We start from the raw sequence: 26,839 nt of genomic DNA on the forward strand, positions 1-26,839 counted from the left end.
CATGACCGACTTCGCGACAGTTCGGAACATTGTGGATCGGCTGATCGCTTTCAACACGACCTCGCGCAATTCCAACCTTGCTCTGATCGAATGGGTCGAGGCCTATCTCGCCGAACATGGCGTCGCTTCCCAGCGGGTCAGCGATGCGAGCGGTAAGAAGGCCAATCTGTTTGCCAGCGTGGGGCCGGATGCTGAAGGCGGCGTGATACTGTCGGGTCACTCCGATGTGGTGCCGGTCGATGGGCAGGACTGGTCGAGCGATCCGTGGCTCACACGTGAAGAAGCGGGCAAGCTCTATGGCCGGGGCACGTCTGACATGAAGAGCTTTATTGCCCTCGCTCTCGCCTTTGTGCCGCGCTTTGTGAACGGCTCTAAACCGGTCCATCTGGCGATCAGCTATGACGAAGAAGTGGGCTGCAAGGGCGCGCCTGCCATGATTGAGCGGATGCGGACCGAAGTGCCTGCACCGCGTCTTGCGATCATTGGCGAGCCGACGCTGATGAAGCTCGTCACCGGGCACAAAGGCATCACCGTCCACCGCGTTGAGGTACGCGGGGTCGAGGCGCATAGCTCGCTCGTCAATCACGGCATTTCGGCCAATGAGGTCGCCGTCGATCTGATGCATGCTCTGGTTGAGCTGTCACGTGAACTACGCACCAAAGGGAAACCCGAAAGCGGTTTCGACCCGCCCTATCCGACCCTCACCATTGGCGTGATGCGCGGCGGTGAAGCGGCCAACATCCTTGCCGGGCAAGCGGGGTTCGAGTTCGATCTGCGTTGCCCGCCGGGTTTTGATGCGGGTGAAATCCTGCGCGACTTCTTCGCTCTTTGCAAAGCCAAGGATGCCGAGCTGACCGCGCGCTTTCCGCAAGCCGGTGTCAGCTTCGAACAGCTTGCCAACGCGCCGCCTCTGGGTGATCACGGCAGTGAGGATGCGGTTGAGTTCGTCCGCCGTTTGACCGGTGAGAATGCGCCGCCCTCCAAGGTCTCCTACGCGACCGAAGGGGGGCAGTTTCAGCAAGCAGGCTTTGCGACCATCGTGTGCGGCCCCGGTTCAATTGAGCAAGCCCATCAGCCCGATGAGTGGATTGCACTGGAGCAGTTGGAAGCGGGCACCCGGTTCATGGCGCGGCTTGCGGATGAGCTGGCTTGAGCGACCTATTTGGCGAACAGCTGGCCCATGTCAGCAAAGGCCTTGAACTCCAGCGCATTGCCTGACGGATCGCGCAGGAACATCGTCGCTTGCTCGCCCGGCTGGCCTTTGAAGCGGACGGTCGGTTCGATCACGAAGGTCTGTCCGGCTGCCTTCAGTTTGGCGGCGAGCGCCTCCCAGTCTTCCATCGAAAGGACCAGTCCGAAATGCGGGACTGGCACGTCCTCTCCGTCTACCCAATTGCTGGCTCGGTCGCCCGCTTCACCGCTTAAATGCGCGACGATCTGGTGACCGTGAAAGTCGAAGTCGATCCATTCGTCAGAGCTGCGCCCTTCTTTGCAGCCGAGCAATTCGCCGTAGAAACCGCGAGCAGAGGCAAGGTCGTGGACGGGGAAGGCAAGGTGGAAGGGAGGAAGGCTCATAGGCGCAGGTTTATCCCACGCTCGGCGCGCTGCCAACGCGGATTTCCTACATGGTCATGCAGTGATACCGTGGGCCGATGCGGTAGGCTAACGGGTGAAGCGTCCCTTTCGCCCCGCTTTTTGTGTCGCCTTCGCCTTCGAGATAGGCAATAAAATATTGATTTATAATTGTAATATTGGCCTTTGTGAAAGCGACACAGTGTCGCCTTTGTCGCTCATTTGTCGCCATTACCCTGTCTCTATGTTCAGGCTCGACAGCGTAACACTGAACAACTAGGCAAGGCTTCACACAGTGCATCAGGGAGTGGGAACGGCACATGAAGCTCATCATCGGCAACAAGAATTATTCCAGCTGGTCTTTGCGCGGCTGGCTCGCGGCGAAGCAATCGGGACTGCATTTCGAAGAGATCATCGTCCCCATGCTTGGCGAGCAGTGGGAGCAGCGCAAGGATGACGACAAGTTCCAGCCGTCATCGGGCAAAGTGCCGATCCTGTGGGATGGCGACAACGTCATCTGGGATAGCCTCGCAATCCTGGAGTATCTCGCTGACAAGGTTGGGCGCGACCGTTTCTGGCCCAAGGACGAAGCCGCGCGCGGCATGGCGCGATCCATGGTGGCGGAGATGCACTCCTCCTACGCTTCACTGCGTAGCGAGATGCCGATGAATGTGCGCCGCCGGATCCAACTGCAAGACCTCTCCGACCAGACAAAGGCCGATATCGTGCGTATTCTGGGCCTGTGGGCAGAGGCGCGCGCGCGGCATGGCAGTGCGGGGCCGTTCTTATTTGGAACGTTTGGCGCGGCTGACATCGTCTACGCCCCTGTAGTCTCGCGCTTCATCACCTATGGCATCGGCGTGCCCGGCTTTGCCCAAAGCTATATGCAAGCGATCTGGGAGCATGACTGGATGGCGCAATGGATTGCTGCTTCCGAAGAGGAAGAATGGGTGATCGAACAATACGAAACGGTGGGCTGAGCGTGGGGTTTTGTAGACGCTTGCCTTCAGGGTAAACGCTGTGTGTCGTAACGGGTGCCGTCCTTGCGGCAGTAACCGTCTGGATCAAACATCATGTCGATATCGGGGTATTCGCCTCGATCTTCTTCCTCAGGGCCTGCGCTGATCGCCAGGAAGACACAAGGCTTGTCTGAGCGATTGTGCAAATGGTGACCGTTTTCGACCCCTGCAGCCCAGGCCAACACATCACCCGCGCGTACCAACGTTTCACCCTCATCCTCGATCAGCACCGCTTCACCTGAAAGCATGACCACAAGTTCATCTTCAGCGCTGTGCCAGTGCCTCTGTGATGAGAAGGCACCCGGCTCCAAACGTGTATGACTGGCACCCATCTGGGTTAGTCCAGCGGCCGGGGCGAGCCGACGATACCAGCGCCCTGCAACGTCCGCATCGTATGGGTCGGGATAACCCGTCGCATTGGTTTCAGGGATAGTCTCCACATCAAGCTTGGGCATTGGCGATTACTCCTGCTAGGCCAAGCGAGTATGAAACACGCGGGGGCGTTTCGCAAAGGGGCCCGCCGCAGACGAGCAGCTTGGAGCGACACACAGACATGAAATCCTGGTTTGCAATCCCCCTGTGGCAACGCGTGATCGGCGCGCTCTTCCTTGGCGGCATTACTGGCTACATCTGGGGGCCGGGGGCGGAAAGCATCAAGATTGTCGGCGATGTCTTCATCGACTTCATCAAGATGCTGATCGTGCCGTTGATCTTCTTCAGCGTGGTTTCCGGCGTCGCCAGTATTGGCAATCTCGGTCGCCTGGGAAGCGTTGGATGGCGAGCAATTCTGCTGTTTGTCATCACCGGACAGATCGCCGTGATCCTCGGCCTGACACTTGGCACGTTCTTTGAACCGGGCGCCGGAGTCGACACTTCGTTGCTTCAGAGAGGCGCTACGCCCGAGCCATCGCCCTTCGATTGGCGCGAAATGCTGCGCAGCATGATCCCGGTCAGCCCGGTGGGGGTAATGGCCAACGTCCAGGTCTTACCGTTGATCGTGTTCTCGCTGCTGGTCGGGATCGGTATCCTGCTGGCGCGCGGTGATGTTGAAGACGACGATGAAGCGGAAACGGACAGCGGAGTTCGCGGTGCGGCGATGATTGCGAAGGCCTTTGATGGCGGGGCACTGATATTTCAGAAAATCACCATCCTCATCATGGAACTCACACCGTTTGGCGTTTTCGCGCTTATCGCCTGGGTGGTCGGAACTCTTGGAATGGAGGCGGTCACAGCACTCGCGAAGTTGGTCGCACTCAATTACATTGGCTGCCTGATCGTGATTGGCGTGATGTATGTCAGCATTCTAGCCTTCGTCGCTCGAGTGAAAGTGGGGGGTTTCTTCCGCGGGATGATCGACGCGATTGCCGTGGCCTATTCCACCGCGAGCTCTTCTGCGACGCTGCCCGTGACCTTGCGCTGCACCCAGCGCAATTTGGGTGTGTCGAAGCCGACATCCAGCTTCGTCGTATCGCTGGGATCGACCATCAATATGGACGGGACGGCGATGTATCTCGGCCTGGTCACCCTGTTCGGCGCGCAGCTGTTTGGAGTGGACCTTTCATGGGGCGACTATTTCGTGATCGCTCTACTCGCGACCGTTGGCTCGATCGGAGCGGCGGGGATCCCTGGCGGAGGGCTTGTCATGATGGGCGCGATCTTCACTGCGGTCGGCGTGCCGCTTGAGACGATTGCTTTCGTAGCTGGCGTCGACCGGATTATGGACATGATGCGCACAGCAACCAATGTGACGGGGGACGCGACGGTAACCGTGACTACGGCAAGCATGCTGGGCGAAATCGACAAGGGCGAGCTGGCGAGCGCGGATGATGTTTAGGGGGCTATGAGGTGGCTTTTCCGGTTTCCGAAGAGCGGATCGTCGAAGCTGAAGCAAAGCTCGGTCGAAGGTTGCCAGAGGCATATCGTCAGCGAGTGCTCAGAAACAATGGTGGTGAAGTCCGTGCGCTAGATGACAGTTGGGAACTTCATCCGATCTGGGATCCCACCAACAAGAAAACGATAAAGCGTACCGCTAGCCACCTTATTCGGGAAACTGAGTCTGCAAAGGAAATGCGAGATTTTCCGGGAGATGCAATTGTTCTAGCGGCCGACTTATACGGCAATTGTCTCATTTCGTTGGAAGGTGATCTGATCGAAATGTGGGATCATGAAACGGGCCAGACGGAGCCGGTCGAGTTGGATTGGAGCTGAGGCTTAACGCCCCTTCGGCTTCTCCGTCACCTTTTTCCTGAAGCTGCACAGGTCCACCAGATCACACCGCCAGCATTCCGGCGTCCGCGCTTTGCAGACATAGCGCCCATGCAGGATCAGCCAGTGGTGGGCGTGGAGGCGGAAGGGCCCAGGGACGCGCTTCTCCAGCTTGGCCTCGACGCTCTCCGGGGTCTTACCCTTGGCAAGTCCCGTCCGGTTGCCGACGCGCAATATGTGAGTGTCGACCGCAAACGTCTCCTGCTTGAACCAGCAATTGAGCACGACATTGGCTGTCTTGCGACCCACTCCCGGCAGGCGGACGAGATCATCGCGCGTGTCGGGAACCTCTCCGCCATATTCGTCGATCAGCAGCTGGGAGAGTGCGATGACGTTCTTCGCCTTGGAGTTGAAAAGCCCGATGGTCTTGATGTGCTCGATCAGCCCCTCCAGCCCCAGATCAAGCATCTGCTGCGGTGTCTCCACCTTGGCGAACAGCGCGCGCGTCGCCTTGTTGACGCCTACATCGGTCGCCTGTGCGGACAGAGCCACTGCCACGACCAGCTGATAGGCGTTGCCATATTCCAGCTCGGTCTCAGGCTCGGGATTGTCCTCGGCCAAGCGGCGGAAGAACTCGAAAATCTGGTCTTTGGTCATTGTACCCGCTCCGCTGGCCGTGCCCACTCGGTGCGCTTTTTCCAGTCTAGATTTGTGATCGAGAGACGGCTTTCCGGATCGCCATCCCAGCGAACAGAGAACCCGGCTACGCGTAAAGCTGCGGTGATTTCCTGACCAATCGCGCGCTTGATCCTAGGCTCCTGCGAGACCGCGTCAAAGCCAACGAAGAGCGGCCGCCCATAGACCGCGCGCTCAATGTCCTGCCCGTGATAATAGGCAAAACCGCGCCATCCGCGCTCAGGTGAGCGGAAGATGATGTCGCTGGCATCGCCATAAGCGTCGGAGACTGAATTCCCGGCATCGTGCAGGCATAGGATATTGGCACGCTCCAGTCCTTGGAAGACAGCGTCCAGCCTGTCCCAATCACTGCGCGCGGGCCAGGTCGTCTCGAGCCGCCGCTTGCTCGCCATCTCGATGCGCGCAAAAATTTCTAAGCGTTTGAGGTGAGGCACAGCTTCTTCGTCATGGGAAAGGTCTTCGAGGTGCACTCCAAGATCGCTCTCATTGAAAAAGCCCGACCACACGCGGATGTAAGTCTTATCGCGGTAAAGGATGAAGGCCTCCATTTCCGCGTCATTGCCTTCGACCATCGCTTTACAGTCCCAGCACGTCATCCATCGTGTAGCGGCCCGCTTTCCTGCCGATCAGCCACGCAGCCCCGCGCACGGCTCCGCGCGCAAAGATCATGCGGTTCTCAGCGGAGTGGGAGAGCGTGAGGCGCTCTTCATTCCCGGCAAAGATCACCGAATGCTCGCCTGCAACCGTGCCGCCGCGCAAAGTGGCGAAGCCGATATCGCCTTCGCGCCGCGCGCCCGTCTGCCCGTGCCGACCGCTGTCCATCGCATCGGAGAGCTTGACCCCGCGCGCACTCGCCGCCGCTTCGCCGAGAAGCTTGGCCGTGCCCGAGGGTGCATCGACCTTTTGCCGGTGGTGCATTTCGAGGATTTCTATGTCCCAATCAGGCCCAAGCTTAGCCGCTGCTTCTTTCACAAGGTGGGCTAGGAGGGTAACGCCCAGCGACGTGTTGCCGGCTTGCAGGACGGGAATGGTCTCAGCCGCTCGCTCGATGGCGGCAAAGTGTATTCCCTCCAGCCCTGTCGTGCCGATCAGGATTGGAATGCCTGCGCCGCACGCTGCTGCCAGATTGGTCTCCAAAGCATCAGGCGCGGAAAAGTCCACGATCACGTCGCAATCGCCGACCAACCCCGCCGGATCGCCTCCCATGTCGACGCCCACGCAAAGCGCGTGCCCCGCTTCCTCAATCGCAGCGGCCAGCGCGCGGCCCATGCGCCCCTTGTGTCCGATGACGGCGAATTGTGCCATTGATCCAAAAGCTCCAAGCGTGTTGAGTGGCAACCATGGCAGAGATTGAACGCATCGTCATCCTCACTGGCGCAGGCATTTCCGCAGAGAGCGGGATCGACACGTTTCGCTCTGCCGGTGGCCTTTGGGAGCAGCACAGAATCGAGGATGTCGCCACGCCCGAAGGCTTTGCACGCAACTCCGATCTGGTGCTCGGCTTCTACGACGCGCGGCGCGCCGCCTTGGCGGACGTGGCTCCCAATCCGGCGCATGAGGCTCTGGCGCGGCTGGAGCGGGAGTTCTCCGGCAACTTGCTGCTGGTGACGCAAAACGTCGATGATCTGCACGAGCGTGGTGGGTCGAGCCAAGTGCTCCACATGCATGGCGAGTTGAAAAGCGCCCTGTGCACCTCTTGCGAGATGCGTTCGGCGTGGGATGCGCCAATGATCGCCAAGGAAGACGGAGAACGCCCTGCGTGTCCCGCATGCCAAGCCCCGACTCTACGCCCCGACGTCGTGTGGTTTGGAGAGATGCCTTACCAGATGGACCGGATCTATGCGGCGCTGGCCGAGTGCGACCTGTTCGTGAGCATCGGCACGAGCGGAGCGGTCTACCCGGCGGCAGGCTTTGTGCAGGAGGCAAGAGCGGCTGGAGCGGCAACTCTGGAGCTCAACCTCGACCCATCAGAGGGCACCCATCTTTTCGCAGAGGCCCGTCATGGCTCGGCGGGGGAATTGGTGCCCGCGTGGGTGGAGGAGGTGCTGGGCTAGTGCCTATTTCTTCAGCGCCTATTTCTTCAATGGGGGCTGTTTGCGCGAGAACACCAGCTCGCTCTCGCTCGAAGCCTTGGCATCGAAGCGATAGCCCTCTGCATCGAAAGCCTTGAGGTCATCCGCGCTTTCGATCCGGTTCTCCATGATCCAGCGCGCCATCAGCCCGCGTGCGAATTTGACGTGATACATCAGCCGCCGGGCTTCGCCGTCTTTGACGTTTAGGAAGCTTGCCTCGATCACTTTGCCGGGAAGCACAGCGGTGGAGACCGCTTTGAAATATTCGTGGCTGGCAAGGTTTACGATTGTCTGGTCAGCGTGGCCGGAGAGGTCGTCTGCCAGCTGCTCGCCAATCCGGCTGCCCCAGAAATCGTACAGCGATTTGCCGCGTGGGTTGGCCATCTTGGTACCCATTTCCAGGCGATAGGGCTGGATCGCATCCATTGGCCGCAGCACGCCATAGAGACCGGAGAGAATGCGCAGATGGTCCTGCGCATAGGCAAGCGCGGCCTCGTCCATGCTCTTCGCCTCAAGGCCCCAATAGACATCGCCATCAAAGGTCAGGCCCGCAGGCTTGGCCGAGTTGCTGCGGCCATCCAGATCAAAGCTCTTGAACCGCTCGGCGTTGAGCTCAGCAAGGTTGTCCGATATCTTCATCAGCCGCTTCAAATCCGCTGCTGACTGTTTCTTCGCGACGCCCGCAATTTCGCGCGTGTCGTCCTCGAGCCGGGGCCGGGTCACTTCGAGTGTCGTCGAAGGCGCATCGAAATTGAGCTTCTTGGCAGGCGAGAGAAGGGTGATCATTTGTATCGGATCCTACGGGTTAAGTCTTTGGCGCAATGATTAGGTGGCGCGGGACTGTCTTGTAAACCGCTGGCACCGCCTGAGGGCCCCGAAAGCCCCATGGAATTTCCGATGACTGCATTCGGGAAATTGCTCAGAAGGCCAATCACCCGCGCGCAGTTGACCATCTGTGACAACGTTGTCTATCACCAGACCTTCACAAGGATGAGGAGATATCCATGCGCGCTCTATGGCTGATTGCCGCTCTGTTTCTTGCTGGCTGCGCCACTCATGCAACGGAGGACGTGGTAAGCGACACATCCACTGGGCCCTTGCTTACCCACAATGTCTTTTTCGAGTTGAAGGACAAAGACGAAGCCGCTGTTCAGGCTCTGGTCGACGGGGCCTACACATATCTCGCCCCGCATGATGGCATCGTCTACTTCTCCGTCGGTCCGCGTCACACGGAGTACCAGCGGGATGTGAACGATCTGACCTTCGATGTGGCTTTGACCATCGTGTTCGAAAGCACCGAAGCGCAAGAGGCCTATCAGGTTACAGAGCCGCACAAGCAGTTCATCGCTGAGCTTGAAGACAATTGGGAGAGTGTGAGGGTTTTCGACAGTCTGGCGCCATCGTCCGAGAGCTAGGCGCTTTCTTTAGCCCTGATCCCCGCACCCCTTGCACGCCGGGTCCTTGGCGATGCTGAGCGTGCGCATACCCGGCTGCATCCCGTCGAGGAGGTGGAGCTTGCCCCATTTGGGGTCGCCGAACCGGCTCACCCCGGCGAGCAAGACCCGCACCGCCTGCATCGCGGCAAAGCTGCCGGTCCATCCTGCCATCGCGCCCAGCATGCCGTCCTCTGCGCAAGTGTCGCAGTCCTCCGCATCGAAGGCGTCGCCAACAAAGCAGCGGTAACAGGCCTCGCCAGGCAGGTGTCCCGCGAAGGCTCCGACTTGGCCCTGGAAGCGGCCGACGGCGGCGGAAAGCAGTGGGACTCGCTCGGCAACGCAGGCATCGGACACCGCCAACCTTGTGGCAAAGTTGTCTGTTCCGTCGAGCACAAGATCGACGCCTTCGATGAGGTCGCCGACATTCTCGGAAGTGATCCGGCTGTCGCTAATATTCACCTCAAGCGCATCGTCAAAATTGGCGAGCCAGCGGCGGGCGCTGGTCGCCTTCCCGTGTCCGATATCGCGGGCGGTGAAGATTGTCTGGCGCTGGAGATTGCTGGCATCGACGACATCGTCATCGACCAGCGTGAAGCGGCCAATTCCGGCCCCGGCGAGATATTGCAAGGCTGGCGATCCGATTCCGCCAAGCCCGATCACCGCGACATGCTTGCCGGCGAGGACGACTTGTCCTGCTCCGCCGATTTCCGGCAGGACGATGTGGCGCGCAAAACGGTCGAGGCGAGCTGGTGACAGAACCATGGATAGCCTGTTGGCAGGCTGTGGAGGGCCTGTCGACAAGCTTCTGAATTGCCCTTGCGGGAACAGCCTAAGCTAGCCCTGTGCACAACATGAGGGACAAACTGTGGTTTGGAGCTGGTCTGGCGGTGCCTTGGGCCGATGGGACCAGTGCACCGCCAGTGAAATTGAGTTCAGCTTTCCAGCTGCCTCAACAAACTGCGAACGTCGCCGTCCATATCTGCATCGCGCTGGCGCAGATCTTCGATCAGGCGCACGGCGTGGATGACAGTGGAGTGGTCCCGACCACCAAACTTGCGGCCAATCTCAGGATAAGAGCGCGGCGTTAGGACCTTCGAAAGGTACATCGCCACCTGACGCGGGCGCACGACGGCACGGGCGCGGCGCTTGGAGGACATCTCCGAACGGTCAATCCGATAGAATTGGCACACCGTGCGCTGAATCTCGTCAATCGTGATCCGGCGGCGGTTGGCGGACAGGATGTCAGTCAACTGCTCCTCAGCGAGCTGCAACGACACTTCCTGCCCGGTCAGCTGGGCATAGGCGATCAGCTTGTTAAGACCGCCGACCAGCTCGCGCACATTGCGCGTGATGGTCCGGGCGAGGAAATCGATCACGTCTTCTGGAACTGAGAGCGGCGCAAAGCGGGAGAGTTTTGATTCAAGGATCTTCTTGCGCAGCTCAATATCAGCCGCCTGAATGTCTGCGACCAGACCCATCGACAGGCGCGAGAGCAGACGCGGCTCAACCCCGTCCAAAGCTTGCGGCGCACGGTCGGCTGCGAAGACCAGACGCTTTCCCTCAGCCAGCAGCGCATCAATCGTGTAGAGCAGCTCTTCCTGTGCCGAGGCTTTGCCGATGATGAACTGGATGTCGTCCACCAGCAGGAGATCGAAGCTGCGCAAGCGCGCTTTGAACTCGATCATCTGGTTGGCTTTGAGAGCCTGTACGAACTCGACCATGAAGCGTTCGGCTGAGCAGTAGAAGATACGGGCGCGCGGATGGGCGCCAAGGAAGCCGTGACCGATTGCGTGCAGCAAATGCGTCTTACCTTGGCCTGTAGCGGCTTTAAGATAGAGCGGCGAGAATTGCGGCTGCTCGGTTGCCGCCATGCGCTCTGCTGCATTCTTGGCGAGGACATTGGCCTCACCCGTAACAAAGGCCGCAAAGGTCAGCGAGGGGTCGAGGCCTACGCTTGAGGTGAAGCCTGCATCGCCGATCGTGCCTGCCGCCACCGCAATTGCGCTCGCGCCATCATTGGCTGGGCGGCGTCCATCATCGATGCGAAGATCGGGAAGCTGGCGACGGCCCGGATGGACCTGGATGTTCACCGAGCGCACGTCGCTCCGAACGATCTTCCAAGCGAGCTGGAGGCGGTCATGGAACCGGTCTTTGACCCAGTTTGCTGAAAACTCTGTTGGCAGGAACAGGTCCAGCGTTCCGTTCTCTTTGTTGATGCCGCCAACTTGGATTGGTTTGATCCACTGGCTGTGAAGCTGATGTCCCAGATCCTTGCGCAGACCCTGTGAAATGTCGGCCCAGTCAGCCGCCAAGTTTACTGCTTCTGCATCTTCCATCAAATCATCGTCCGAGTTCCGCCGCGTTGCTCGCGCGCCGCCCATTTTTGGGTCCATCTTTTGCACCATTATTGCACCACTCTCCCATCTCCGGCCGCTAGGCTCGAAGTGACGAAATAATTGTTATGACAGGCGAAATTGCACCTCTCCGGAAAAAGAAACCTTCCCGGATGCCCCCGTCTATTCAAACTGTATGACCCCGTGCTGTCCCGCGTCGGGTGAGCCCCAATAATGTCTTTTTGAGCGCGGATCGCAAGCGAGGAATTGCAATAAATTCGAAATAAACTTGTTGACTCGCCGCAACCCCGCAGGCGTCCGTTCAAGTGTTTGGTTTAACGGATTTTTTACGAATTGGGCCGTGCGAATCGTTGAGATTCCTACCATTCTTGCGATTCCCGCCGTCACAAAACTGACAAACAAAAAGGGCCGCGCCATTTGGCGCAGCCCATTTTTGATCACGTGGCGGTTAGCGCAAGCTGACCAACCGGTAACTAACCTCGAATCGCGCGAATCAGTCGCGCGACTTTCGCCGAATCAGAGCGCGGCGACGCGCTTTGTCAGACGCGACATTTTGCGTGCGACTGTGTTCTTGTGCATGACGCCGCGAGCAACGCCGCGAGCGAGTTCTGGCTGAGCAGCCTTGAGAGCTTCAGCAGCCGCACTCTTGTCGCCAGCTTCGCAAGCAGCTTCCACTTTCTTGACGAAACCGCGAATGCGGCTTTTGCGCGCGGTATTCACATCAGCGCGGCGGTTGTTGCGACGAATGCGCTTACGGGCTTGCGGCGTGTTGGCCATAGGTCTGTCTGTCTCGCGTTCTTGGTGGGCCGCAGGCGCGACCTTGAATTCTTGTTGATGCTCGAAAACACGGCGATTCACCGCCGGAAAGCGCGCCACATAGGGCGAAGGTGCTCTCAGGTCAAGAAATCCCTCAACTCTGGGCCTCTTTTCAAGCAGGCGCTTACTTTTGGCAAACAGGGCAGTACCAAGTGCTGCGCCCCCCTTGCGCGATGCGCCTGACCTTCCCCCCATCCTCGCGGTGGCAGGCTTCGCCCGTGCGGCCATAGATGTCAAAGCGAGTCGCAAAGTAGCCTAATTCTCCGTCGGGTGCCGCATAGTCACGCAAGGAAGAGCCCCCATCGCGGATCGATGTCTCCAGCACTTCCTTGATCGCTGGCACAAGCCGCGCAAGCTGAGGCTTGGTCAACTTGCCGCCTTTCTTCATGGGATGAATGCGCGCGCGCCATAACGCCTCGCAGACATAGATGTTGCCAAGGCCGGCTATGATGCGCTGATCGAGCAGGCACAGTTTGATCGACTGGGTCTTGCCCTTGAGCGCAGCCTTGAGGTGCTCTGCTGTCAGGTCGGGACCGAGCGGTTCTGGCCCGAGGCTTGCGAATTGCGGCCAAGTGTCGAGCGCCTCAGTCTGCTCCAGATCGACCGAGCCAAAGCGGCGCGGGTCGCACAAGGCAAAGCGATGGCCCGCGGTTTCCATCACGAGATGGTCGTGCGGGTCGTCCTGCTCTGGATCAATCCGCCAACGACCGCTCATGCCCAAGTGAAAGATCATGGTCGAACCGCGATCAAGGTGGATGAGCCCATATTTCGCCCGCCGAGACAGCCCAGTGATTCGCGCACCCGTCATCACCTGCACCAGTTCTGGCGGGAAAGGTCGGCGCAGATTGGGGCGGTTGAGCTGCAACCGCTCAATCCGCTCCCCATCGAGGAATTTTGCGAGACCACGGACGGTCGTTTCCACCTCTGGTAATTCAGGCATTGTCGTTTGGTTCGCTCTCGCTCACTTGCTGGACCACCTCGCTTGCACACTATGCGAGAGGCCACGCAACAAACACACCCTCTAACACTCTAGGCGCGCGGGGCAATTCCCTCTAGGGCACCTTCTCATGAACGAACAGACCGACGATACCGTCAGCTTCGGCTATGAGAACGTAACGCCGCAGGAGAAGACGCGCCGTGTGGGCGAGGTTTTCAGCAGCGTGGCAAAGAAGTATGACATCATGAACGATGCGATGAGCTTCGGCATGCATCGCGGATGGAAAGATCGCTTCGTCAAACGGGTGAAGCCGCAGCCGGGGGAAGCCATCCTCGACATGGCAGGCGGGACCGGAGACATTGCGTTTCGGATGGCGGATCGCGGCGCGAATGTGACCGTTGCCGACATCAATCAGGAAATGCTCGACGTTGGCGCAGAACGTGCGATGGAGCGCGATGAGGCGGAAGGCGCAGGCAGCCTCGTCTTCTCGCAGCAGAATGCAGAGGACGTCACGTTCGCCAGCAACTCCTTCGACGCTTACACAATCGTATTCGGCATTCGCAATGTCACCTTCAAGGACAAGGCGCTGGCCGAGGCGCACCGCGTGCTGCGTCCGGGGGGGCGCTTTTTCTGCATGGAGTTTTCGGTCACCGACTGGGCGGGTTTCCGCGAAATCTACGATCTTTATTCGCACCACATCATGCCGCGTATGGGCCAAGTGATCGCGGGCGATACGGAAAGCTATCGCTACCTCGCCGAATCGATCCGCAAGTTCCCCAAGGCGCCCGAATTCGAAGCGATGATCCGCCAAGCGGGCTTCGTGAATACCAAAGCTGAGATCATTCTGGGCGGAGCTGTGGCGATCCATTCGGGGTGGAAAGTCTAGCGGAATGACCACTCCTGCGACGCACCTGTTCCGCCTCGCGCGCTGGGGCATCACTCTTGCCCGCAGGCGCGCGCTCGTCGGGATCGAGGAAGATCCCAACGCGCCGCCACCGGTCAAGCGGCTGGCGCGGTTGGCGCGGCTGGCGACATTCACCTCTGCCAAGGGTGAGCGCGATTATGCCGGCGCGTTCCGCGCGATTGGACCTGCGGCGATCAAGCTGGGCCAATCGCTTGCAACTCGGCCTGACCTTGTCGGGGAAGAAGCGGCTTACAACCTCCTGAGCTTGCAGGATTCGCTCCCGCCGGTCAGCTTCGACAAGATCAAGGCGTCGATTGAAGCGAGTTTCGGCCAGCCGGTTGAAGCGCTGTTTTCAGAAATTGAGCCGGAGCCTGTGGGCGCGGCTTCCATCGCACAGGTCCACCGCGCGACCACGACCGATGGCCGCAAGGTTGCCGTCAAAGTCCTGCGCCCAGGCATCCGCGAGAAGTTTGCCGAGGACATCCAGACTTACGAATGGGCTGCGGCTCATGTTGAGGCGATGGGCGGAGAGGCCACTCGCCTGCGCCCGCGCCTGACGATTGCGAACTTCAAACGTTGGACCAATTCCGAGCTCGATCTGCGCCGCGAAGCTGCCTCCGCCAGCGAACTCGCCGAGGATATGTCCGGCGTTGGCGGTTTCCGCATTCCGGAGATCGACTGGGACCGCACCAATGGCCGAGTGATGACGATTGAGTGGGTCGACGGGGTCAAGATCTCTCGCCGTGACGATCTGATCGCAGCAGGTCACGACCTCAACAACATTGCCGAACGGCTGGTGACTGGCTTCCTAACCCAAGCGATCAGCGCGGGTTTCTTCCACGCGGACATGCACCAGGGGAACCTCTTCATCGAAGAGGATGGCACCATCGTCGCGATTGATTTCGGGATCATGGGCCGGATCGACCGGCGCGCACGGCAATGGCTGGCAGAGATCCTCTATGGCCTCACCACTGGCAATTACAAACGCGTCGCAGAAATCCACTTCGAAGCGCAATATGTGCCCAGCTATCACTCAGTCGGCGAGTTTGCGACGGCCTTGCGTGCGGTCGGCGAACCGATGCGTGGGAAGCCGGTGTCTGAGCTAAGCGTGGGCCAAATGCTCGACGGGCTGTTTGCAATCACCCGGGATTTCGACATGCAAACGCAGCCGCATTTGTTGCTGCTGCAAAAGACCATGGTGATGGTTGAAGGCATCGCGACGCAGCTCAATCCCGACATCAACATGTGGGACACTGCCGCGCCCTATGTGCGCAGCTGGATCAGGGACGAACTGGGCCCGGAAGCGGCGTTGGCTGAGCGGATCAAGGAAGACACGGATACGCTGTGGCGCCTGCCGGGATTGATCCGCCGGATCGAAGACAAGTTCCCGCCAAAAGGCGGCGCGCCGGAACCGCCGCCGCTCCCCGAAATCCGCCTGCTGACTGACCGCAAGGAAAACTCTGGCGGCGGCTGGATCGGGTATTTCCTGGCTGGCCTTGTTGGGGCAGGCGCGGTTTTGGGCGCGAGCGTCGCTGGCTTGATCTAGTCGCGCGTAGCGTGAGGCAAGACCTTCGCGCCAATCAGGCCGAGCACTCCCAACACGGCCTCAACCACCATTGGCGCGATGTAGCCGTCAAAGCTGCCATAGGCGCCAAGTGATATGAGGCGGGTTGCGAGCGTCACCAGCATCAGGGCCGACCCAATGACCAGAGGGTCCGCACGATTGGCCCATGCGCCCCAGATGAAACAAGCGCCGCTGACGCAAAAGAATGCGGTCATATCGGCTCTGATTGAGGTCGTGCCATGCGCGCCCTCGACTGCGATTCCGAAGTCGCTTGCTGACCCAACCGGATCGGTAAGAAACCCAAAGCCCATAAAGATCAGTAGCAATCCGCCCAGCGTGAGCAGCACTTTCAGCGCGAGTTTCATCTGTTGATCTCCCTATCCCTCTCACCTCCCTTGTGAGGTGCATTCCCGTTGCGCTCAAGCGGAAAAGGGGAGCAGAATCTTAACCATATTCACCCAAGGGCTTGAAGGGACTATGGACTTGGTAAAGGGTTGGACTTGGCGGGGGCTAACCACCTCGCTAGGACGGGCCGAAGATGTGCAAGATCGGGGAGTAAGACAAGGATGAGCAAAGCAGGGCCCAAGGTCCTTCTTGTCGTGGGTGGCGGGATCGCGGCCTACAAATCGTGCGAGCTCGTCCGGTTGATCCGCAAGGGCGGGGCGGAGGTCACTTGCGTCGTCACCAAAGGCGGCCAGCAATTCGTCACCCCGATGTCGCTTGCCGCTCTGTCAGAGAATCAGGTCTACACCTCGCTGTTCGATCTCAAGAACGAGGTCGAGATGGGACATATTGAATTGTCGCGAGAGGCTGACCTTGTGGTCGTGTGCCCCGCGACCGCCGATCTTATGGCCAAAATGGCTGCTGGCATCGCCGATGACCTTGCGACCACTTTGCTGCTTGCGACCAATAAGCCAGTGATGGCGGTTCCGGCGATGAATGTGAAAATGTGGGAGCATGAAAGCACCCAGCGCAATGTCGCTTCGCTGAAAGAAGCGGGCGTCACCGTCATGCATCCTGACGAAGGCGCGATGGCTTGCGGCGAGTTTGGCTATGGCCGCTTGCCTGAGCCGAACGCGATCTGGCGCGAAATTGCCGGTCACTTCGGGATTGAGGTTGAGGACGAAACCCCCGCACCGGTGGCTGCCAACGACGCACCAGTGGTTGAAGCGATTGAGCCTGAAGAAGAGCCAGAAAGCACAGGTGGCCTTGGCGGATTGCTCTCCAAGATCATCCCGCGCTCCACCGAAAAACGCAGCGCAGAGGATATCGAGGCGGAGCTCGATGAAGATCTGCCCGACGACATCGACGAAGCCGAAATCGAAGAAGAAGACATCGAGTTCAATCCTGATCTGGAAGGCTCTCCGCTCGCGACCAAGGGCAAGGGGCAAGCCGCGCCGCCGATTGATCCTGACGCGATCAATCACGAAGTCGACGAACGCCGCCTCGCTCCTGAAGAGATTGAGGAAGAGGCTCCTGCCAACGACGCGGAAGAGCCCGCTCCTAAGAAAGCCGCCGCTAAGGAAGCTGCGCCGGCGAAAGCAGATGCGATTGAGGCCGATCAGGACGAGATTGCCGCTGTTGCCGTGAAGGCCGGTTACCGTCCGCTTGAAGGGCGCCATGTGCTTGTAACCGCTGGTCCGACCTGGGAATCGATTGATCCGGTGCGCTACATCGCCAACCGGTCGAGCGGAAAGCAGGGCTTCGCCATCGCCGCCGCCGCTGCGGCTCTGGGGGGCGACGTCACGTTGGTCGCAGGGCCGGTGTCACTCAAGACGCCCGATGGGGTCAAACGCATCGACGTTGAAAGCGCGGAAGAGATGTCGACTGCGGTCAAACGCTCTCTTCCTGCCGATGTCGCAGTGATGGTCGCAGCGGTCGCAGACTGGCGGCCCAAGGAATATCGCGACGAAAAGATCAAGAAGCGCGGCTCTGCGCCGCCCGCATTGATGCTCACTGAAAACCCCGACATCCTCACCAATGTTGCCGCTGGTTCCAAACGGCCCGAATTGGTGATCGGCTTTGCGGCGGAAACCGACAATGTGCTCGAAAACGCCAAGACCAAACGCAAGCGCAAGGCCTGCGATTGGATCGTCGCCAATGATGTGTCGGGCGATGTGATGGGCGGGGACGAAAACCTCGTCCAGATCGTCAGTGCAGACGGGGTCGAGAAGCTCGACAAGATGCCCAAGTCCGAAGTCGCAATGGCTCTGGTTGAACGGATTGCCACCGCGCTTCAGGCAGAGGTTGCCGAATGAGCGCTGCCGTGAAGGTAGAGGTGAAGCGCCTGCCGCATGGGGAAGGGCTTGACTTGCCTGCCTATGCGACACCGGGCTCGGCCGGCATGGATATCGTCAGCGCAGAGACGGTGACAATTGCTCCGGGCAAGCGCCATCCAGTGGCGACCGGGCTCTCAGTCGCGATCCCGCAAGGCTATGAAATCCAGGTGCGACCCCGCTCAGGCCTCGCTTTCAAGCATGGCATTACGGTGCCCAACACGCCGGGCACGATTGACAGCGATTATCGCGGCGAGCTGAAAGTGCTTCTGATCAACCATGGCGATGAGCCTTTCGCGATTGTGCGCGGTGACAGGGTTGCGCAGCTGATCCTCGCGCCGGTCGTACAGGCAGCTTGGGATGAAGTTGCCGAACTCGGCGCGACCCAGCGCGGCGAAGGTGGCTTTGGCTCCACCGGCGGGCACGCAAAACTCTAGCCCTCTTCCGGGATTTCCAATCTGAAGGACGATGACCACTGTCCTTGTGTCGCTTCCCCATTGCGGTCGAGTGCTGGCACAAACCGCGCGCGTCGGATCATGGTGCGGCAGACCCGTTCGCCTAGCTCTCGCGGCCCTGTATTGGCGTTGACGACGCATTCCTCGGCCCGGCCTCTGCGATTAATGAGCAGCGTGTAGCGCACTGTCCCCTCATATTCGGGGGTGTAGAGGCTGCGAAAGTCGTTTTCGCGCACCCAGCTTTGGGGATCGCGCGGCATGGCGGGGCGTGCCATCGAAGGCGGTGGGGGCAAAGGCTGAGTCTGGGCTTGAGCTGGGGGCTGAGCCGGAGCCGGCTGGCTGCGCACCGGAGGCGGTGCCCGCTCAGGCTCTGGCGGCGGAGCAGGGGCTCTCGCCAAGCCAAGCCGCCCTTGCTCGGAACACTGTTTGAGCAAGCGAAAGCCTGCCGAACTTCCATCCAACGAAACCGTCGCCAAAGTCGCTCCACCTTGGCGCAGAGTCATCACGCGAGCCTGACGAAACGCGGTCTCAATCTGCGAAGCATCGGCCTCGGGAGTGTAGACACGCGACCCGCTGGACCGAGCGGGGAATTCGTCCTCGTCAAAGGCGAAAGTGACGCCTCCGACAAAGACGTTGCGGTTGGCGAGCTGCAAGGAGAGCTGGGCATCGTTGGTGCCGAACTTCGACATGACAAGGCGCAGGCCGTTCGGCCCGGCATGACGCAAAGTGCAATTGCGCGGGTTTGCTTGCTCGACGATCGTCCAACGGCCCAGGTCAACATAGACCCGCTCACCGGCCTGGTTTTGAGCCGATGCGCTCACTGGGGACAAAGCAAGGGCCGCAGCGCCTATTGCCGCCAACGCCCCGGTTTGAATGAATGTTTGAGTGTGCTTGTGCTTGATCATTGCTGCACCCTTCTTGGTGCCTTGAACCGGCTGTGCCAACCGTGAAGCGACCAGTTGCCAACCAAAAAGGCGGCGCTGATCCCTTGCGCCGCCTTTCCGTCCCGTCCTCGGGTGTTTTTTGTTTGCTCACGCGGCGCTGGTTCTAGTCGACCGCCCTCACGCTTTTGCCATCTTCGCGGATGGTGATGCGCAGAGTTTCTCCGTTACTTCCTGGGAAGTCGGTGAAGATCGCATCGACCAGATTGGGCACCAGCTTTTGCAAACGGTTCGAGCGAGAGACAGCCTGCGCCTGACCTTCGAACAGCCGTTCGCCGGTGGCGATCTGGTCGATCTTCAACTCAATATCGCTGGTGTAGACCGTGAAGCTGCGCACTTGCGGTGCTGCAAGCCATGGGTCGTAAAAACCAAAGGCAAAGTTGCGGCGGAAGCCAAAGCCACCTGCGCGCCCCCAAGGGCCAAAGAAGGGATCAGCTACTAAGCCGGTTGAACGCACACGTTCGCGGCCATTGTCTACGCCATAGTCGAACCGAACGAGCAATTGCGCTTGATCAGGCGTTGGTGCGCGAGTGTAGCCCAGCTCAGCCATCTCAGCTGCAACCATGTCGGCATAGAGCGAGAACTCAAGGCCGCCGGCAAGCGCGGGATCTTCAGCCACTACGGCAAAGCTCTGACCCTGAGGGGCAGGCAATTGCGCTTGGAACCGCGACACATCGGCTTTGAAAGTCGGTGCGCAAGCAGCCAAGCCCAAGGCTAGGCTGCTGGTCAGCAGAAGCTTGATCGGGCGACTCATAGAGGGGGCTCGCTTGGTCATCTTGGAATGTAACATGGCATATCCTTCGTCAAATCGCCAGTGCAAGGCGATGGCCTCACGCACTGGCAGCGTCTGGCGGCTATGAAGTCGCGCGTACCCTCTGTTGCCCTCAAGCCCGCCTTTCACATTCAAATCGAGGCGATTTGAACAGCTTAGGCAGGCCCCGTGTGATGACACTCACACGCGATAAATACCGCACAACAGTGATAATTTTTTCGCCCTGAACGGGATTTGAATGTCCCAGCGACGGATGGCCTAGGCCAATTGGCACCGCAGCCAAGTCAACCGCGCACCAGTCCCAGAGCCTTATACGCGGCATCCAAAGTCGGCAGGCCGTGCTCGCGCGCTTGCGCCGCGCCGCGCGCGAGGATTGCGTCGAGCGCCTCCTGATCCCCCTTCAGCTCCATGAAACGGGCATTGATTGGCTTCAGCGTTTCAACCAGCACTTCGCCAAGCGCAGGCTTGAACGCGCCGAAGCCTTGCCCGCCATGCTCCGCGAGGACTTCAGCCGTGCTCTTGCCGGTGAGCGCGCCGTAAATCCCAACGAGGTTCTTGGCCTCCGCGCGGCCTTCCAGACCGTCCTCTTCGCTTGGAAGCGGTTCAGGGTCTGTCTTCGCTTTCTTGACCTTCTTCATCACCGTATCGGCGTCGTCGGTCAGGCTGATGCGGCTCATCTCCGAAGGGTCCGACTTGCTCATCTTGGCCGTGCCATCGCGCAGGGACATGATCCGGGCGGCGGTGGGCGGGATGTAAGGCTCGGGCAGGGTGAAGAGCGGCGCGTCCTCTGAACAGAAGTCGTTATTGAACTTCTGCGCGATGTCGCGGGCAAGCTCCAAATGCTGTTTCTGATCCTCGCCCACCGGCACATGGGTCGCCTGATAGAGCAACACGTCTGCGGCCTGGAGGACGGGATAGGTGAAGAGCGCGATGGATTGGCCTTCGCGGTTCTTGCCCGCCTTGTCCTTCCACTGCGTCATACGATTGAGCCAGCCCATCCGCGCGGTGCCGTTCAGGAGCCATTGCAGCTCTGCATGGGCGGGAACCTGCGCCTGATTGAACAGGATGGTCTTGGCCGGATCGACACCGCAAGCGACGAGGGTCGCGACCATTTCGCGCGTGTTCTGCGACAGCTCTGCCGGGTCATGGGGCTGCGAGAGGGCGTGCAGATCGGCGAGGAAGATGAAGCACTGGCCGCCGGCGGCAACCGCCTCTTCCTGCAGCTTCACATAATTGACGATGGCACCAAGGTAATTGCCAAGGTGCGGCTTTCCGGTGGGCTGAATGCCCGAGACTACTCTCATGGGGATGCTCTTTTCGTGACTGTGTAGGGAGGTTCGGCTCAGCAGCCCAACCATCGCCAGACCGCCCGCCCACGCACTGCGAATCGCAGCGGGGCTGAACCGGTTGAGGGTGTTGTTGCAGTCATAGAGCGCAGCCTTAGCACGCTTGCCTCAGGGGGCAAGATCGCCGGAGCTGTCGGCCGATGTGGCGGCGGGCTTGCGCGTGAAGGCGATGATCCGCTGCTTGTCGATGGCACCGACAGCGAAGGCGATGCCGAAATAGACGATGCCTGCCGCTCCGACGAGCACCAGCAATGCAGCGAGCCGCGCGAACAGACCGGCGGAATACCACTCCGTCAAAAGGTCGCTGGTATAGTAGAGCGCTGCTCCCATCGCCGCAGCGGCCAAGGCTTGGCGCGCGATCCGAAACAGCAGCACGCCCGGCATGCGGTAATGCCCGCGAGCGGCCAGCACAGCGAAAAGGAAGCCGACATTGATCCACGCACCGATCACGCTGGCAAAAGCCACTCCGATCACGCCGAAGCGGTGCAGGAAGGCGATGTTGAAAGCGATAAACAGGCCAAGCGAAATAAACGCCGCGATCACCGGCGTCTTGGTGTCAGCGCGCGCGTAGAAGTTGGGTACGATCACTTTGACCAGCACATAGGCGGGCAGCCCCAGCACCAATGCTGCAAGCACCTGTCCCGTGATCGCCGCATCCTCCAAGGCGAACCGTCCGCCCTGGAATATCATCGTAACAAATGGCTCGGCACAGATGGCGAGGGCGACGGCGGCGGGGATCGTGAGCAGCATGGACAGCTCAATCGCATCGGATTGCAGCTTGGCCGCGCCCTTCTGGTCGTCTCCGCCCACCAGCTTGGAAAGACTCGGCAAGATCGCGGTCGATAGCGCGATGCCGATGATCCCGAGCGGCAATTGGTTCAGCCGATCAGCATAGTTCATGTAGCTCACCGACCCATCCTCAAGCTGGTTGAGGAAGAACAGCTGAACCAGAGTGTTGATCTGGTATGCCCCTCCACCAATCGCTGCGGGCAGGGCGATGATCGAGAGGCGCTTCACCTCCGGCGTGATGCGGGGCCACAGCAGCCGGGGCCGAAACCCCTCAACCCGCACCCAGTAGAGCAGCCAGGCAAATTGCATGACCCCTGCGCCCATCACCGCCCAGGCGATACCGTAGGCAACCTGCTCGATACTCGCGCCCGTCTCGGCGATGAACCATTCTCCGCCCAAAAGCGCGGCGATCAGGACGAGGTTGAGGATGATTGGAAAGCTTGCCCCCGGCGCGAAGCGGGAGACTGAATTGAGCATGCCGGTGAAGAGCGTCACCAGGCTGATGAGGATGATGTAGGGGAACATGATCCGTGCGAAATCCACCGCGAGCGGATAGGTCTGAGGATCAACTGGCTTTTCCGAAAGCAGCCAGATCACGCCCGGCATGGCGATCTCGAACACCGCGACCAGCGCGATGAGGACCGGGAGAAAGACGCTCAGCACATCGGCGGAGAAGCTCTTTGCCTCGTCCAGCCCGCGCTCCGGATCGTCATGGCCATGCAGACGCTTTGAGAACATCGGCACGAAGGCGGCAGAGAACGCCCCTTCGGCAAACAGGCGGCGGAAGACGTTGGGGATGATGAAGGCTTGAAACCAGGCATCGGTGACCGCATTCGCGCCCAGCACGCGGCTGAAGATCATCTCGCGCGCCATCCCTGCGACGCGGCTGACCATGGTCAGCGACCCTATGGTCCCGACATTTTTGAGGAGGCTCATCGCACTCGCCTCCCCTCAACCACCCATGTCCGCTGAGCTTTGCGCACGTCGTACCGCCCTTCCTTGCGCCTCTTGGCTAAGGGAAGTGAGTGCGGTTTCACAAGCTCTGGCGCGAACTTGGGTGTGGGATAGCTCTTATGCGTTGCCGCTGGGAGCTGGGGGCAGGTCGCCCTCAACCGGGGCAGCCCCACCACCAGCTTCTTCCTGAGCGCGGCGCGCCTGGAGCTGTTGGACGTAGAGGCCATTGAAGTCGATTGGGTCGACCATCAGCGGCGGGAAGCCGGCATCCCGCACAGCGTCGGCTACGACGCGGCGAGCAAACGGGAACAGAATGCGCGGTGCTTCTGCGAAGAGGAAAGCGTGCGCTTGCTCTTCGGGAATGTTGCGCAGACCGATCAAACCACAATAGCTCAGCTCGACGATGTAGGCGGTACCTTTTTCGCTGGTCGCGGTGATGTTGATTTTCAGCTCAACTTCGGTGACCTGGTCGCCTTTGGGCTGTGCGCCGATGTTGAACTGGACATCGACCTTAGGCTGGTCGGTCCACTGGAATACCTCGGGTGCGGCGGGATTCTCGACCGAGAGATCTTTCACATATTGCGTAATGATCCCGGCGGCGGGTTGATCGCCTGCACCAGCTGCTCCGCCAGCATTGTTGAGATCGGTGAGAATGTCGCCTTCGTCGGCCATGATAGAAGTCTTTCGTGTGATTAAACGGTTTGTCTAGAGTCTGCGAGAAGGGCTCTTGTTCAAGCTCTGGTACAGACCAATAATTTGAATGCGCCGCGCGCCTAGCAGGGGCGGGGCGGATGGGCAACATGGCTGTTGGTTTGGTGTCTCTGCAGCTGACCGGAGAGCCTCGATGCGCTCGAAACGCCGCAAATCGGCACCAGTTTCGCCCGAATAGCACCAAATCCCGCGCGATTGCGCGTTGGCGAATTGAATTTGATCCCTATTTATGGGACGAGACGCATCTGGAAGATGTGGCCTGCGTAACTTTACTCAGCTATGTTCTTCCTATGTGGAAGAGCAAAGTTAAGTTTGTTCGCATAAGCATTCGGTTCAGCTTTGCCTCTCTATCAGAGTGCTGAGAAGCCGACCGGACCAAGAAGGTATCAAGGGTATAACGTGGTAGAAATCGTCATCCTCGCCATGATCGCAGCTTTTCTGGGGCTGCGTCTCTATTCTGTGCTGGGCCGCCGTGCTGAGCATGAAGAGGAAACTCTGCCCAACCGCTTTGATACAGGTGACGGGATTGCTCCGGGCATGACCGAAGCGCGCCAAGCCCAGCCGGCCACGCCGCAGCGCCCGGTTGAGCTGGAAGGCGTCATGCCTGCCGTTGAACGCGGCATTCGCGACATCGCTGGCGCAGATCGTTCCTTCGACCTCACCCAGTTTATGGGCGGAGCAAAGGGCGCGTATGAAATGGTCCTTGAAGCATTCTGGTCCGGCGACCGGGAGGCCCTGCGTGACCTGTGCGACGACGATGTGTTCGAGGGCTTCGACGCAGCCATCACAGCTCGCGAAGAAGCCGGGCACACGCTCGACAACAAGCTCATCCGGATTGAGGAAACACGCATTCACTCAGCCTCGCTCGACGGGCGTCTGGCACGGATCGCGATCCTGTTCGTCGCCGACATCGCCGCTGTGACACGCGATGCGGACGGCAACGTTGTCGCAGGCTCGCTCGACGATGCGATTGAAAGCCGCGATATCTGGACCTTCAGCCGCAATGTTAAGTCCAGCGATCCAAACTGGGTCCTCGACGAGACTGACGAAGGATAAGCGCAGGGGGGCAACTTCGTGATTTTGCCCCGAGTCTTTTTACGCGCTCACCCCACGCCAGCAGTTGATTCAATCCGCTTGGACGGACCCATCACGCCGAGCCATCACGTGCGCTCGGTCGGAGCGGGACTCGCTGCCTTGTCGGCGATGGTCCTGCTTGCAGGATGTTTGAGGTTAGTGCCCGAAGGCTCTGCCCCGCGCCCCGTGATTGAGGCTCCTCCGCCGGTCCCCACGGCGACGAGCGCCGCTTTTGCTGGAGTGACGCGTGGGCCCAGCGTCGGGGCGCTGCGTATATCGCCCTATGACGCGAACACTGCGCTGTCGGCCTTCATCGAAAGCTGCCCGCAATTGCTTCGGCGCGAGGATCGCTCAGGCCTTGCCTATGGCGCGGATTGGCGACCGGCCTGTGAGAGCGCTTCCAATTGGCCTCAAACCGAGGCGCGCGACTTCTTCCTGACTCACTTCGAAACCGCCCGCGTGGGCGATGGTAGCGCTTTTGCGACAGGCTATTTCGAGCCGGAGATCATGGGCAGCCGCACCCGCCGGCCCGGATATGACACGCCCGTCTACGCCATGCCCGATGATCTCATCCGCGACTGGCCCGAGGACACGCCGGTGTCTGAGCGCACCGGTCGCCCGCCGCTGGGACGCTATAACACGAGCGGTAAATTCGAACTCTATCCCGACCGCGCCGCGATTGAAGATGGAGCGCTCGAAGGGCGTGTGCCCGTCATTGCCTGGGCGGCGGACCCGGTGGAGTTCTTCTTCCTCCAGATCCAGGGCTCCGGACGCCTGCGCACGCCCGAAGGCGATGTCATCCGCATCGGCTATGCGGGTCAGAACGGGCGCGGCTATACCGGCATTGGCGGGGTCATGCGCGAACGAGGTTTGCTGGGCGATGGGCCAGGGCAATATCCCGGCTCCATGCAAGGGATCATGGCGTATATCCGGGAGAATCCGGCTGAAGGGCGCGATCTGATGCGCCTCAACAAGAGCTGGATTTTCTTCCGTGAACTGACCGGGGACGGGCCGCTGGGTGCGCTCGGCGTGCCTGTTCGGCGGGAGGCTTCGGTGGCGGCGGATCCGGCTTTTGTGCCGCTGGGCGCTCCGGTCTTCCTCGACATGGACCGTGATATTGCGGACGGGTTGTGGATCGCGCAGGATACAGGCGGCGCAATCAAAGGCGCGAACCGCTTTGATACGTTCTGGGGCGCGGGTGACGATGCGCGCGCGATTGCCGGCGGGATGAGCGCGCGGGGCTCTGCCTTGTTGCTCCTGCCCAAAGGCACGGTCGAGCGGCTCGAAAGCGCGCAGTGAGCACTCAGCATACAGTTCCACGCGGGCTCAGCCCTGACGAACAAGCCGCTTGGTCAAAGCTGGCTGAGAGCGTCACGCCGATGCCGGGTCGCAAGGCCCCGCCTCGCAAGGTGGCGAGTGAGACAGTCCCCGGAACGGTCTCACAAGGGACGTCCAAACTGGCGGCGCAGATGACTTCCAATAACGCTGCAACGACCAAGCCAAACCTCGTCTCCACTCCCAAGCCGGCAAAACCCATGTCTCGGAAGCGGCCCGGCGCTCCGCCCGCCATCCCCGCTCCGAGCGTCCGACCCGTTTTCAACTCGCAGCTCGATTCGCACTGGAACCGCAAGCTGAAGGGTGGACAGATTGCGCCGGACTACACGCTCGACCTGCACGGTCACACGCTCGACGGGGCCTATGACCGGATCATGAGCGGGATCGATCAGGCCCGCGCAATGGACGCCCGCGTTGTGCTGGTGATTGCCGGGCGGGATCGCGGTGCTGATCCAGCGGACCGGGCGACGAAGCGCGGGGCTATCCGTGCCAAACTTCTCGACTGGCTGGCGGCGAGCCATCATGCCGATGCCATCGCCGCCATACGCCGCGCCCATATCCGCCATGGCGGTGAGGGCGCGCTCTATCTGGTGCTGAAGCGGCAGCGTTAG

At 60.2% G+C, this 26,839-nt stretch carries 29 protein-coding genes; 13 read left to right on the plus strand and 16 right to left on the minus strand.

Annotated features, from left to right (window positions below):
• Nucleotide 1 precedes the first annotated feature (1 nt).
• A complete protein-coding gene (argE, locus tag AC0V6X_RS15520) occupies nucleotides 2-1,153 on the plus strand; it encodes an acetylornithine deacetylase (protein WP_486185448.1) in 1,152 nt (383 codons plus the stop codon).
• A gap of 5 nt (nucleotides 1,154-1,158) precedes the next feature.
• Here argE and AC0V6X_RS15525 read toward each other — a convergent pair whose 3' ends face one another.
• A complete protein-coding gene (locus AC0V6X_RS15525) occupies nucleotides 1,159-1,575 on the minus strand; it encodes a VOC family protein (protein WP_486185449.1) in 417 nt (138 codons plus the stop codon).
• A gap of 317 nt (nucleotides 1,576-1,892) precedes the next feature.
• Here AC0V6X_RS15525 and AC0V6X_RS15530 point away from each other — a divergent pair, with 317 nt between their 5' ends.
• Nucleotides 1,893-2,552, plus strand: coding sequence for a glutathione S-transferase family protein (locus tag AC0V6X_RS15530; protein ID WP_486185450.1), 660 nt, complete (start codon nucleotides 1,893-1,895; stop codon nucleotides 2,550-2,552).
• A gap of 26 nt (nucleotides 2,553-2,578) precedes the next feature.
• Here the strand turns inward: AC0V6X_RS15530 and AC0V6X_RS15535 are convergent, their stop codons facing one another.
• Complete coding sequence (locus AC0V6X_RS15535) at nucleotides 2,579-3,046, minus strand: cupin domain-containing protein (protein WP_486185451.1); 468 nt, start codon at nucleotides 3,044-3,046, stop codon at nucleotides 2,579-2,581.
• 98 nt (nucleotides 3,047-3,144) lie between these two features.
• Between AC0V6X_RS15535 and AC0V6X_RS15540 the strand changes: the two genes are divergently transcribed.
• Nucleotides 3,145-4,425: a dicarboxylate/amino acid:cation symporter gene (locus AC0V6X_RS15540; RefSeq protein ID WP_486185452.1), complete on the plus strand. Its 1,281-nt coding sequence runs from the start codon at nucleotides 3,145-3,147 to the stop codon at nucleotides 4,423-4,425.
• 11 nt (nucleotides 4,426-4,436) lie between these two features.
• Complete coding sequence (locus AC0V6X_RS15545; protein WP_486185453.1) at nucleotides 4,437-4,799, plus strand: SMI1/KNR4 family protein; 363 nt, start codon at nucleotides 4,437-4,439, stop codon at nucleotides 4,797-4,799.
• A gap of 3 nt (nucleotides 4,800-4,802) precedes the next feature.
• Here the strand turns inward: AC0V6X_RS15545 and nth are convergent, their stop codons facing one another.
• The 3 genes from nth to dapB are packed head-to-tail and all read right to left on the minus strand — an operon-like array spanning nucleotide 4,803 to nucleotide 6,797.
• Nucleotides 4,803-5,453 carry an endonuclease III gene (nth, locus tag AC0V6X_RS15550; RefSeq protein ID WP_486185454.1) on the minus strand — a complete coding sequence of 217 codons (651 nt, stop codon included), beginning with the start codon at nucleotides 5,451-5,453 and terminating at the stop codon, nucleotides 4,803-4,805.
• Nucleotides 5,450-6,064: a DUF6891 domain-containing protein gene (locus AC0V6X_RS15555; RefSeq protein ID WP_486185455.1), complete on the minus strand. Its 615-nt coding sequence runs from the start codon at nucleotides 6,062-6,064 to the stop codon at nucleotides 5,450-5,452. Before AC0V6X_RS15555 ends, nth begins: the two co-directional genes overlap by 4 nt.
• A 4-nt stretch (nucleotides 6,065-6,068) precedes the next feature.
• Entirely contained in the window at nucleotides 6,069-6,797 is a 729-nt protein-coding gene (gene dapB, locus AC0V6X_RS15560) for a 4-hydroxy-tetrahydrodipicolinate reductase (protein WP_486185456.1), read from the minus strand.
• Between the two features lie 35 nt (nucleotides 6,798-6,832).
• Between dapB and AC0V6X_RS15565 the strand changes: the two genes are divergently transcribed.
• Nucleotides 6,833-7,546: an NAD-dependent deacylase gene (locus tag AC0V6X_RS15565; RefSeq protein WP_486185599.1), complete on the plus strand. Its 714-nt coding sequence runs from the start codon at nucleotides 6,833-6,835 to the stop codon at nucleotides 7,544-7,546.
• 18 nt (nucleotides 7,547-7,564) lie between these two features.
• On the opposite strand, the gene yaaA is transcribed toward AC0V6X_RS15565, so the two are convergent.
• Nucleotides 7,565-8,350 carry a peroxide stress protein YaaA gene (gene yaaA / locus AC0V6X_RS15570; RefSeq protein WP_486185457.1) on the minus strand — a complete coding sequence of 262 codons (786 nt, stop codon included), beginning with the start codon at nucleotides 8,348-8,350 and terminating at the stop codon, nucleotides 7,565-7,567.
• Between the two features lie 218 nt (nucleotides 8,351-8,568).
• Here yaaA and AC0V6X_RS15575 point away from each other — a divergent pair, with 218 nt between their 5' ends.
• Nucleotides 8,569-8,979 carry a Dabb family protein gene (locus AC0V6X_RS15575; RefSeq protein WP_486185458.1) on the plus strand — a complete coding sequence of 137 codons (411 nt, stop codon included), beginning with the start codon at nucleotides 8,569-8,571 and terminating at the stop codon, nucleotides 8,977-8,979.
• Between the two features lie 9 nt (nucleotides 8,980-8,988).
• Here AC0V6X_RS15575 and AC0V6X_RS15580 read toward each other — a convergent pair whose 3' ends face one another.
• The 4 genes from AC0V6X_RS15580 to mutM form a co-directional block, all read right to left on the minus strand.
• The gene (locus tag AC0V6X_RS15580; RefSeq protein ID WP_486185459.1) at nucleotides 8,989-9,762 is read right to left on the minus strand and encodes a HesA/MoeB/ThiF family protein; all 774 of its coding nucleotides are present in this window, start codon (nucleotides 9,760-9,762) and stop codon (nucleotides 8,989-8,991) included.
• Nucleotides 9,763-9,932: 170 nt separating this feature from the next.
• Nucleotides 9,933-11,381, minus strand: a complete 1,449-nt coding sequence (dnaA, locus tag AC0V6X_RS15585; RefSeq protein WP_486185460.1) for a chromosomal replication initiator protein DnaA — start codon at nucleotides 11,379-11,381, stop codon at nucleotides 9,933-9,935.
• A gap of 489 nt (nucleotides 11,382-11,870) precedes the next feature.
• Nucleotides 11,871-12,131 carry a 30S ribosomal protein S20 gene (gene rpsT / locus AC0V6X_RS15590; protein WP_486185461.1) on the minus strand — a complete coding sequence of 87 codons (261 nt, stop codon included), beginning with the start codon at nucleotides 12,129-12,131 and terminating at the stop codon, nucleotides 11,871-11,873.
• Between the two features lie 163 nt (nucleotides 12,132-12,294).
• Nucleotides 12,295-13,110 (minus strand): bifunctional DNA-formamidopyrimidine glycosylase/DNA-(apurinic or apyrimidinic site) lyase, encoded by an 816-nt coding sequence (mutM, locus tag AC0V6X_RS15595; protein ID WP_486185462.1) that lies wholly within the window; start codon nucleotides 13,108-13,110, stop codon nucleotides 12,295-12,297.
• 127 nt (nucleotides 13,111-13,237) lie between these two features.
• Between mutM and AC0V6X_RS15600 the strand changes: the two genes are divergently transcribed.
• Complete coding sequence (locus tag AC0V6X_RS15600; protein WP_486185463.1) at nucleotides 13,238-13,993, plus strand: class I SAM-dependent methyltransferase; 756 nt, start codon at nucleotides 13,238-13,240, stop codon at nucleotides 13,991-13,993.
• A gap of 4 nt (nucleotides 13,994-13,997) precedes the next feature.
• Nucleotides 13,998-15,557: a 2-polyprenylphenol 6-hydroxylase gene (ubiB, locus tag AC0V6X_RS15605; protein ID WP_486185464.1), complete on the plus strand. Its 1,560-nt coding sequence runs from the start codon at nucleotides 13,998-14,000 to the stop codon at nucleotides 15,555-15,557.
• Here the strand turns inward: ubiB and AC0V6X_RS15610 are convergent.
• On the minus strand, nucleotides 15,554-15,940 hold the full coding sequence (locus tag AC0V6X_RS15610; protein WP_486185465.1) for a DUF4345 family protein: 387 nt from the start codon (nucleotides 15,938-15,940) through the stop codon (nucleotides 15,554-15,556). The two genes, ubiB and AC0V6X_RS15610, sit on opposite strands and share 4 nt — an antisense overlap.
• 201 nt (nucleotides 15,941-16,141) lie before the next feature.
• Here AC0V6X_RS15610 and AC0V6X_RS15615 point away from each other — a divergent pair, with 201 nt between their 5' ends.
• Both AC0V6X_RS15615 and dut read left to right on the plus strand, forming a co-directional pair.
• Nucleotides 16,142-17,833 carry a bifunctional phosphopantothenoylcysteine decarboxylase/phosphopantothenate synthase gene (locus AC0V6X_RS15615; RefSeq protein WP_486185466.1) on the plus strand — a complete coding sequence of 564 codons (1,692 nt, stop codon included), beginning with the start codon at nucleotides 16,142-16,144 and terminating at the stop codon, nucleotides 17,831-17,833.
• Nucleotides 17,830-18,288: a dUTP diphosphatase gene (gene dut, locus AC0V6X_RS15620; RefSeq protein WP_486185467.1), complete on the plus strand. Its 459-nt coding sequence runs from the start codon at nucleotides 17,830-17,832 to the stop codon at nucleotides 18,286-18,288. Before AC0V6X_RS15615 ends, dut begins: the two co-directional genes overlap by 4 nt.
• On the opposite strand, the gene AC0V6X_RS15625 is transcribed toward dut, so the two are convergent.
• From AC0V6X_RS15625 to secB, 5 genes are all read right to left on the minus strand, one after another.
• Nucleotides 18,285-19,211 carry an energy transducer TonB gene (locus AC0V6X_RS15625; RefSeq protein ID WP_486185468.1) on the minus strand — a complete coding sequence of 309 codons (927 nt, stop codon included), beginning with the start codon at nucleotides 19,209-19,211 and terminating at the stop codon, nucleotides 18,285-18,287. The genes dut and AC0V6X_RS15625 overlap by 4 nt on opposite strands.
• A 142-nt stretch (nucleotides 19,212-19,353) precedes the next feature.
• Nucleotides 19,354-20,001 carry a DUF4136 domain-containing protein gene (locus AC0V6X_RS15630; protein ID WP_486185469.1) on the minus strand — a complete coding sequence of 216 codons (648 nt, stop codon included), beginning with the start codon at nucleotides 19,999-20,001 and terminating at the stop codon, nucleotides 19,354-19,356.
• Nucleotides 20,002-20,303: 302 nt separating this feature from the next.
• Nucleotides 20,304-21,323 (minus strand): tryptophan--tRNA ligase, encoded by a 1,020-nt coding sequence (gene trpS, locus AC0V6X_RS15635; protein ID WP_486185470.1) that lies wholly within the window; start codon nucleotides 21,321-21,323, stop codon nucleotides 20,304-20,306.
• A 150-nt stretch (nucleotides 21,324-21,473) separates the two neighbouring features.
• Complete coding sequence (murJ, locus tag AC0V6X_RS15640) at nucleotides 21,474-23,090, minus strand: murein biosynthesis integral membrane protein MurJ (RefSeq protein ID WP_486185471.1); 1,617 nt, start codon at nucleotides 23,088-23,090, stop codon at nucleotides 21,474-21,476.
• A 135-nt stretch (nucleotides 23,091-23,225) separates the two neighbouring features.
• Complete coding sequence (gene secB, locus AC0V6X_RS15645) at nucleotides 23,226-23,780, minus strand: protein-export chaperone SecB (protein WP_486185472.1); 555 nt, start codon at nucleotides 23,778-23,780, stop codon at nucleotides 23,226-23,228.
• Between the two features lie 438 nt (nucleotides 23,781-24,218).
• On the opposite strand from secB, the gene AC0V6X_RS15650 reads away from it, so the two are divergent.
• The 3 genes from AC0V6X_RS15650 (at nucleotide 24,219) to AC0V6X_RS15660 (ending at nucleotide 26,839) form a co-directional block, all read left to right on the plus strand.
• Nucleotides 24,219-24,875, plus strand: a complete 657-nt coding sequence (locus AC0V6X_RS15650) for a Tim44/TimA family putative adaptor protein (protein WP_486185473.1) — start codon at nucleotides 24,219-24,221, stop codon at nucleotides 24,873-24,875.
• A gap of 147 nt (nucleotides 24,876-25,022) precedes the next feature.
• Nucleotides 25,023-26,192, plus strand: a complete 1,170-nt coding sequence (gene mltA, locus AC0V6X_RS15655; protein WP_486185600.1) for a murein transglycosylase A — start codon at nucleotides 25,023-25,025, stop codon at nucleotides 26,190-26,192.
• Nucleotides 26,189-26,839, plus strand: coding sequence for a Smr/MutS family protein (locus AC0V6X_RS15660; RefSeq protein ID WP_486185474.1), 651 nt, complete (start codon nucleotides 26,189-26,191; stop codon nucleotides 26,837-26,839). The genes mltA and AC0V6X_RS15660 overlap by 4 nt, the downstream gene beginning before the upstream one ends.

The sequence above is a fragment of the Erythrobacter sp. S267 genome (assembly GCF_057365045.1).

Excerpts from the sequence above, each read along its gene's own strand:
- yaaA (WP_486185457.1), bottom strand. The coding sequence starts at position 8,350 with ATGATCACCCTTCTCTCGCCTGCCAAGAAGCTCAATTTCGATGCGCCT.
- dut (WP_486185467.1), top strand. The coding sequence starts at position 17,830 with ATGAGCGCTGCCGTGAAGGTAGAGGTGAAGCGCCTGCCGCATGGGGAA.
- secB (WP_486185472.1), bottom strand. The coding sequence starts at position 23,780 with ATGGCCGACGAAGGCGACATTCTCACCGATCTCAACAATGCTGGCGGA.
- dapB (WP_486185456.1), bottom strand. The coding sequence starts at position 6,797 with ATGGCACAATTCGCCGTCATCGGACACAAGGGGCGCATGGGCCGCGCG.
- AC0V6X_RS15540 (WP_486185452.1), top strand. The coding sequence starts at position 3,145 with ATGAAATCCTGGTTTGCAATCCCCCTGTGGCAACGCGTGATCGGCGCG.
- AC0V6X_RS15600 (WP_486185463.1), top strand. The coding sequence starts at position 13,238 with ATGAACGAACAGACCGACGATACCGTCAGCTTCGGCTATGAGAACGTA.
- nth (WP_486185454.1), bottom strand. The coding sequence starts at position 5,453 with ATGACCAAAGACCAGATTTTCGAGTTCTTCCGCCGCTTGGCCGAGGAC.
- ubiB (WP_486185464.1), top strand. The coding sequence starts at position 13,998 with ATGACCACTCCTGCGACGCACCTGTTCCGCCTCGCGCGCTGGGGCATC.
- AC0V6X_RS15580 (WP_486185459.1), bottom strand. The coding sequence starts at position 9,762 with ATGGTTCTGTCACCAGCTCGCCTCGACCGTTTTGCGCGCCACATCGTC.
- AC0V6X_RS15625 (WP_486185468.1), bottom strand. The coding sequence starts at position 19,211 with ATGATCAAGCACAAGCACACTCAAACATTCATTCAAACCGGGGCGTTG.
- AC0V6X_RS15525 (WP_486185449.1), bottom strand. The coding sequence starts at position 1,575 with ATGAGCCTTCCTCCCTTCCACCTTGCCTTCCCCGTCCACGACCTTGCC.
- dnaA (WP_486185460.1), bottom strand. The coding sequence starts at position 11,381 with ATGGGCGGCGCGCGAGCAACGCGGCGGAACTCGGACGATGATTTGATG.
- AC0V6X_RS15565 (WP_486185599.1), top strand. The coding sequence starts at position 6,833 with ATGGCAGAGATTGAACGCATCGTCATCCTCACTGGCGCAGGCATTTCC.
- AC0V6X_RS15535 (WP_486185451.1), bottom strand. The coding sequence starts at position 3,046 with ATGCCCAAGCTTGATGTGGAGACTATCCCTGAAACCAATGCGACGGGT.
- AC0V6X_RS15530 (WP_486185450.1), top strand. The coding sequence starts at position 1,893 with ATGAAGCTCATCATCGGCAACAAGAATTATTCCAGCTGGTCTTTGCGC.
- argE (WP_486185448.1), top strand. The coding sequence starts at position 2 with ATGACCGACTTCGCGACAGTTCGGAACATTGTGGATCGGCTGATCGCT.
- AC0V6X_RS15575 (WP_486185458.1), top strand. The coding sequence starts at position 8,569 with ATGCGCGCTCTATGGCTGATTGCCGCTCTGTTTCTTGCTGGCTGCGCC.
- mutM (WP_486185462.1), bottom strand. The coding sequence starts at position 13,110 with ATGCCTGAATTACCAGAGGTGGAAACGACCGTCCGTGGTCTCGCAAAA.
- mltA (WP_486185600.1), top strand. The coding sequence starts at position 25,023 with ATGGTCCTGCTTGCAGGATGTTTGAGGTTAGTGCCCGAAGGCTCTGCC.
- AC0V6X_RS15610 (WP_486185465.1), bottom strand. The coding sequence starts at position 15,940 with ATGAAACTCGCGCTGAAAGTGCTGCTCACGCTGGGCGGATTGCTACTG.
- murJ (WP_486185471.1), bottom strand. The coding sequence starts at position 23,090 with ATGAGCCTCCTCAAAAATGTCGGGACCATAGGGTCGCTGACCATGGTC.
- rpsT (WP_486185461.1), bottom strand. The coding sequence starts at position 12,131 with ATGGCCAACACGCCGCAAGCCCGTAAGCGCATTCGTCGCAACAACCGC.
- AC0V6X_RS15615 (WP_486185466.1), top strand. The coding sequence starts at position 16,142 with ATGAGCAAAGCAGGGCCCAAGGTCCTTCTTGTCGTGGGTGGCGGGATC.
- trpS (WP_486185470.1), bottom strand. The coding sequence starts at position 21,323 with ATGAGAGTAGTCTCGGGCATTCAGCCCACCGGAAAGCCGCACCTTGGC.
- AC0V6X_RS15630 (WP_486185469.1), bottom strand. The coding sequence starts at position 20,001 with ATGAGTCGCCCGATCAAGCTTCTGCTGACCAGCAGCCTAGCCTTGGGC.
- AC0V6X_RS15555 (WP_486185455.1), bottom strand. The coding sequence starts at position 6,064 with ATGGTCGAAGGCAATGACGCGGAAATGGAGGCCTTCATCCTTTACCGC.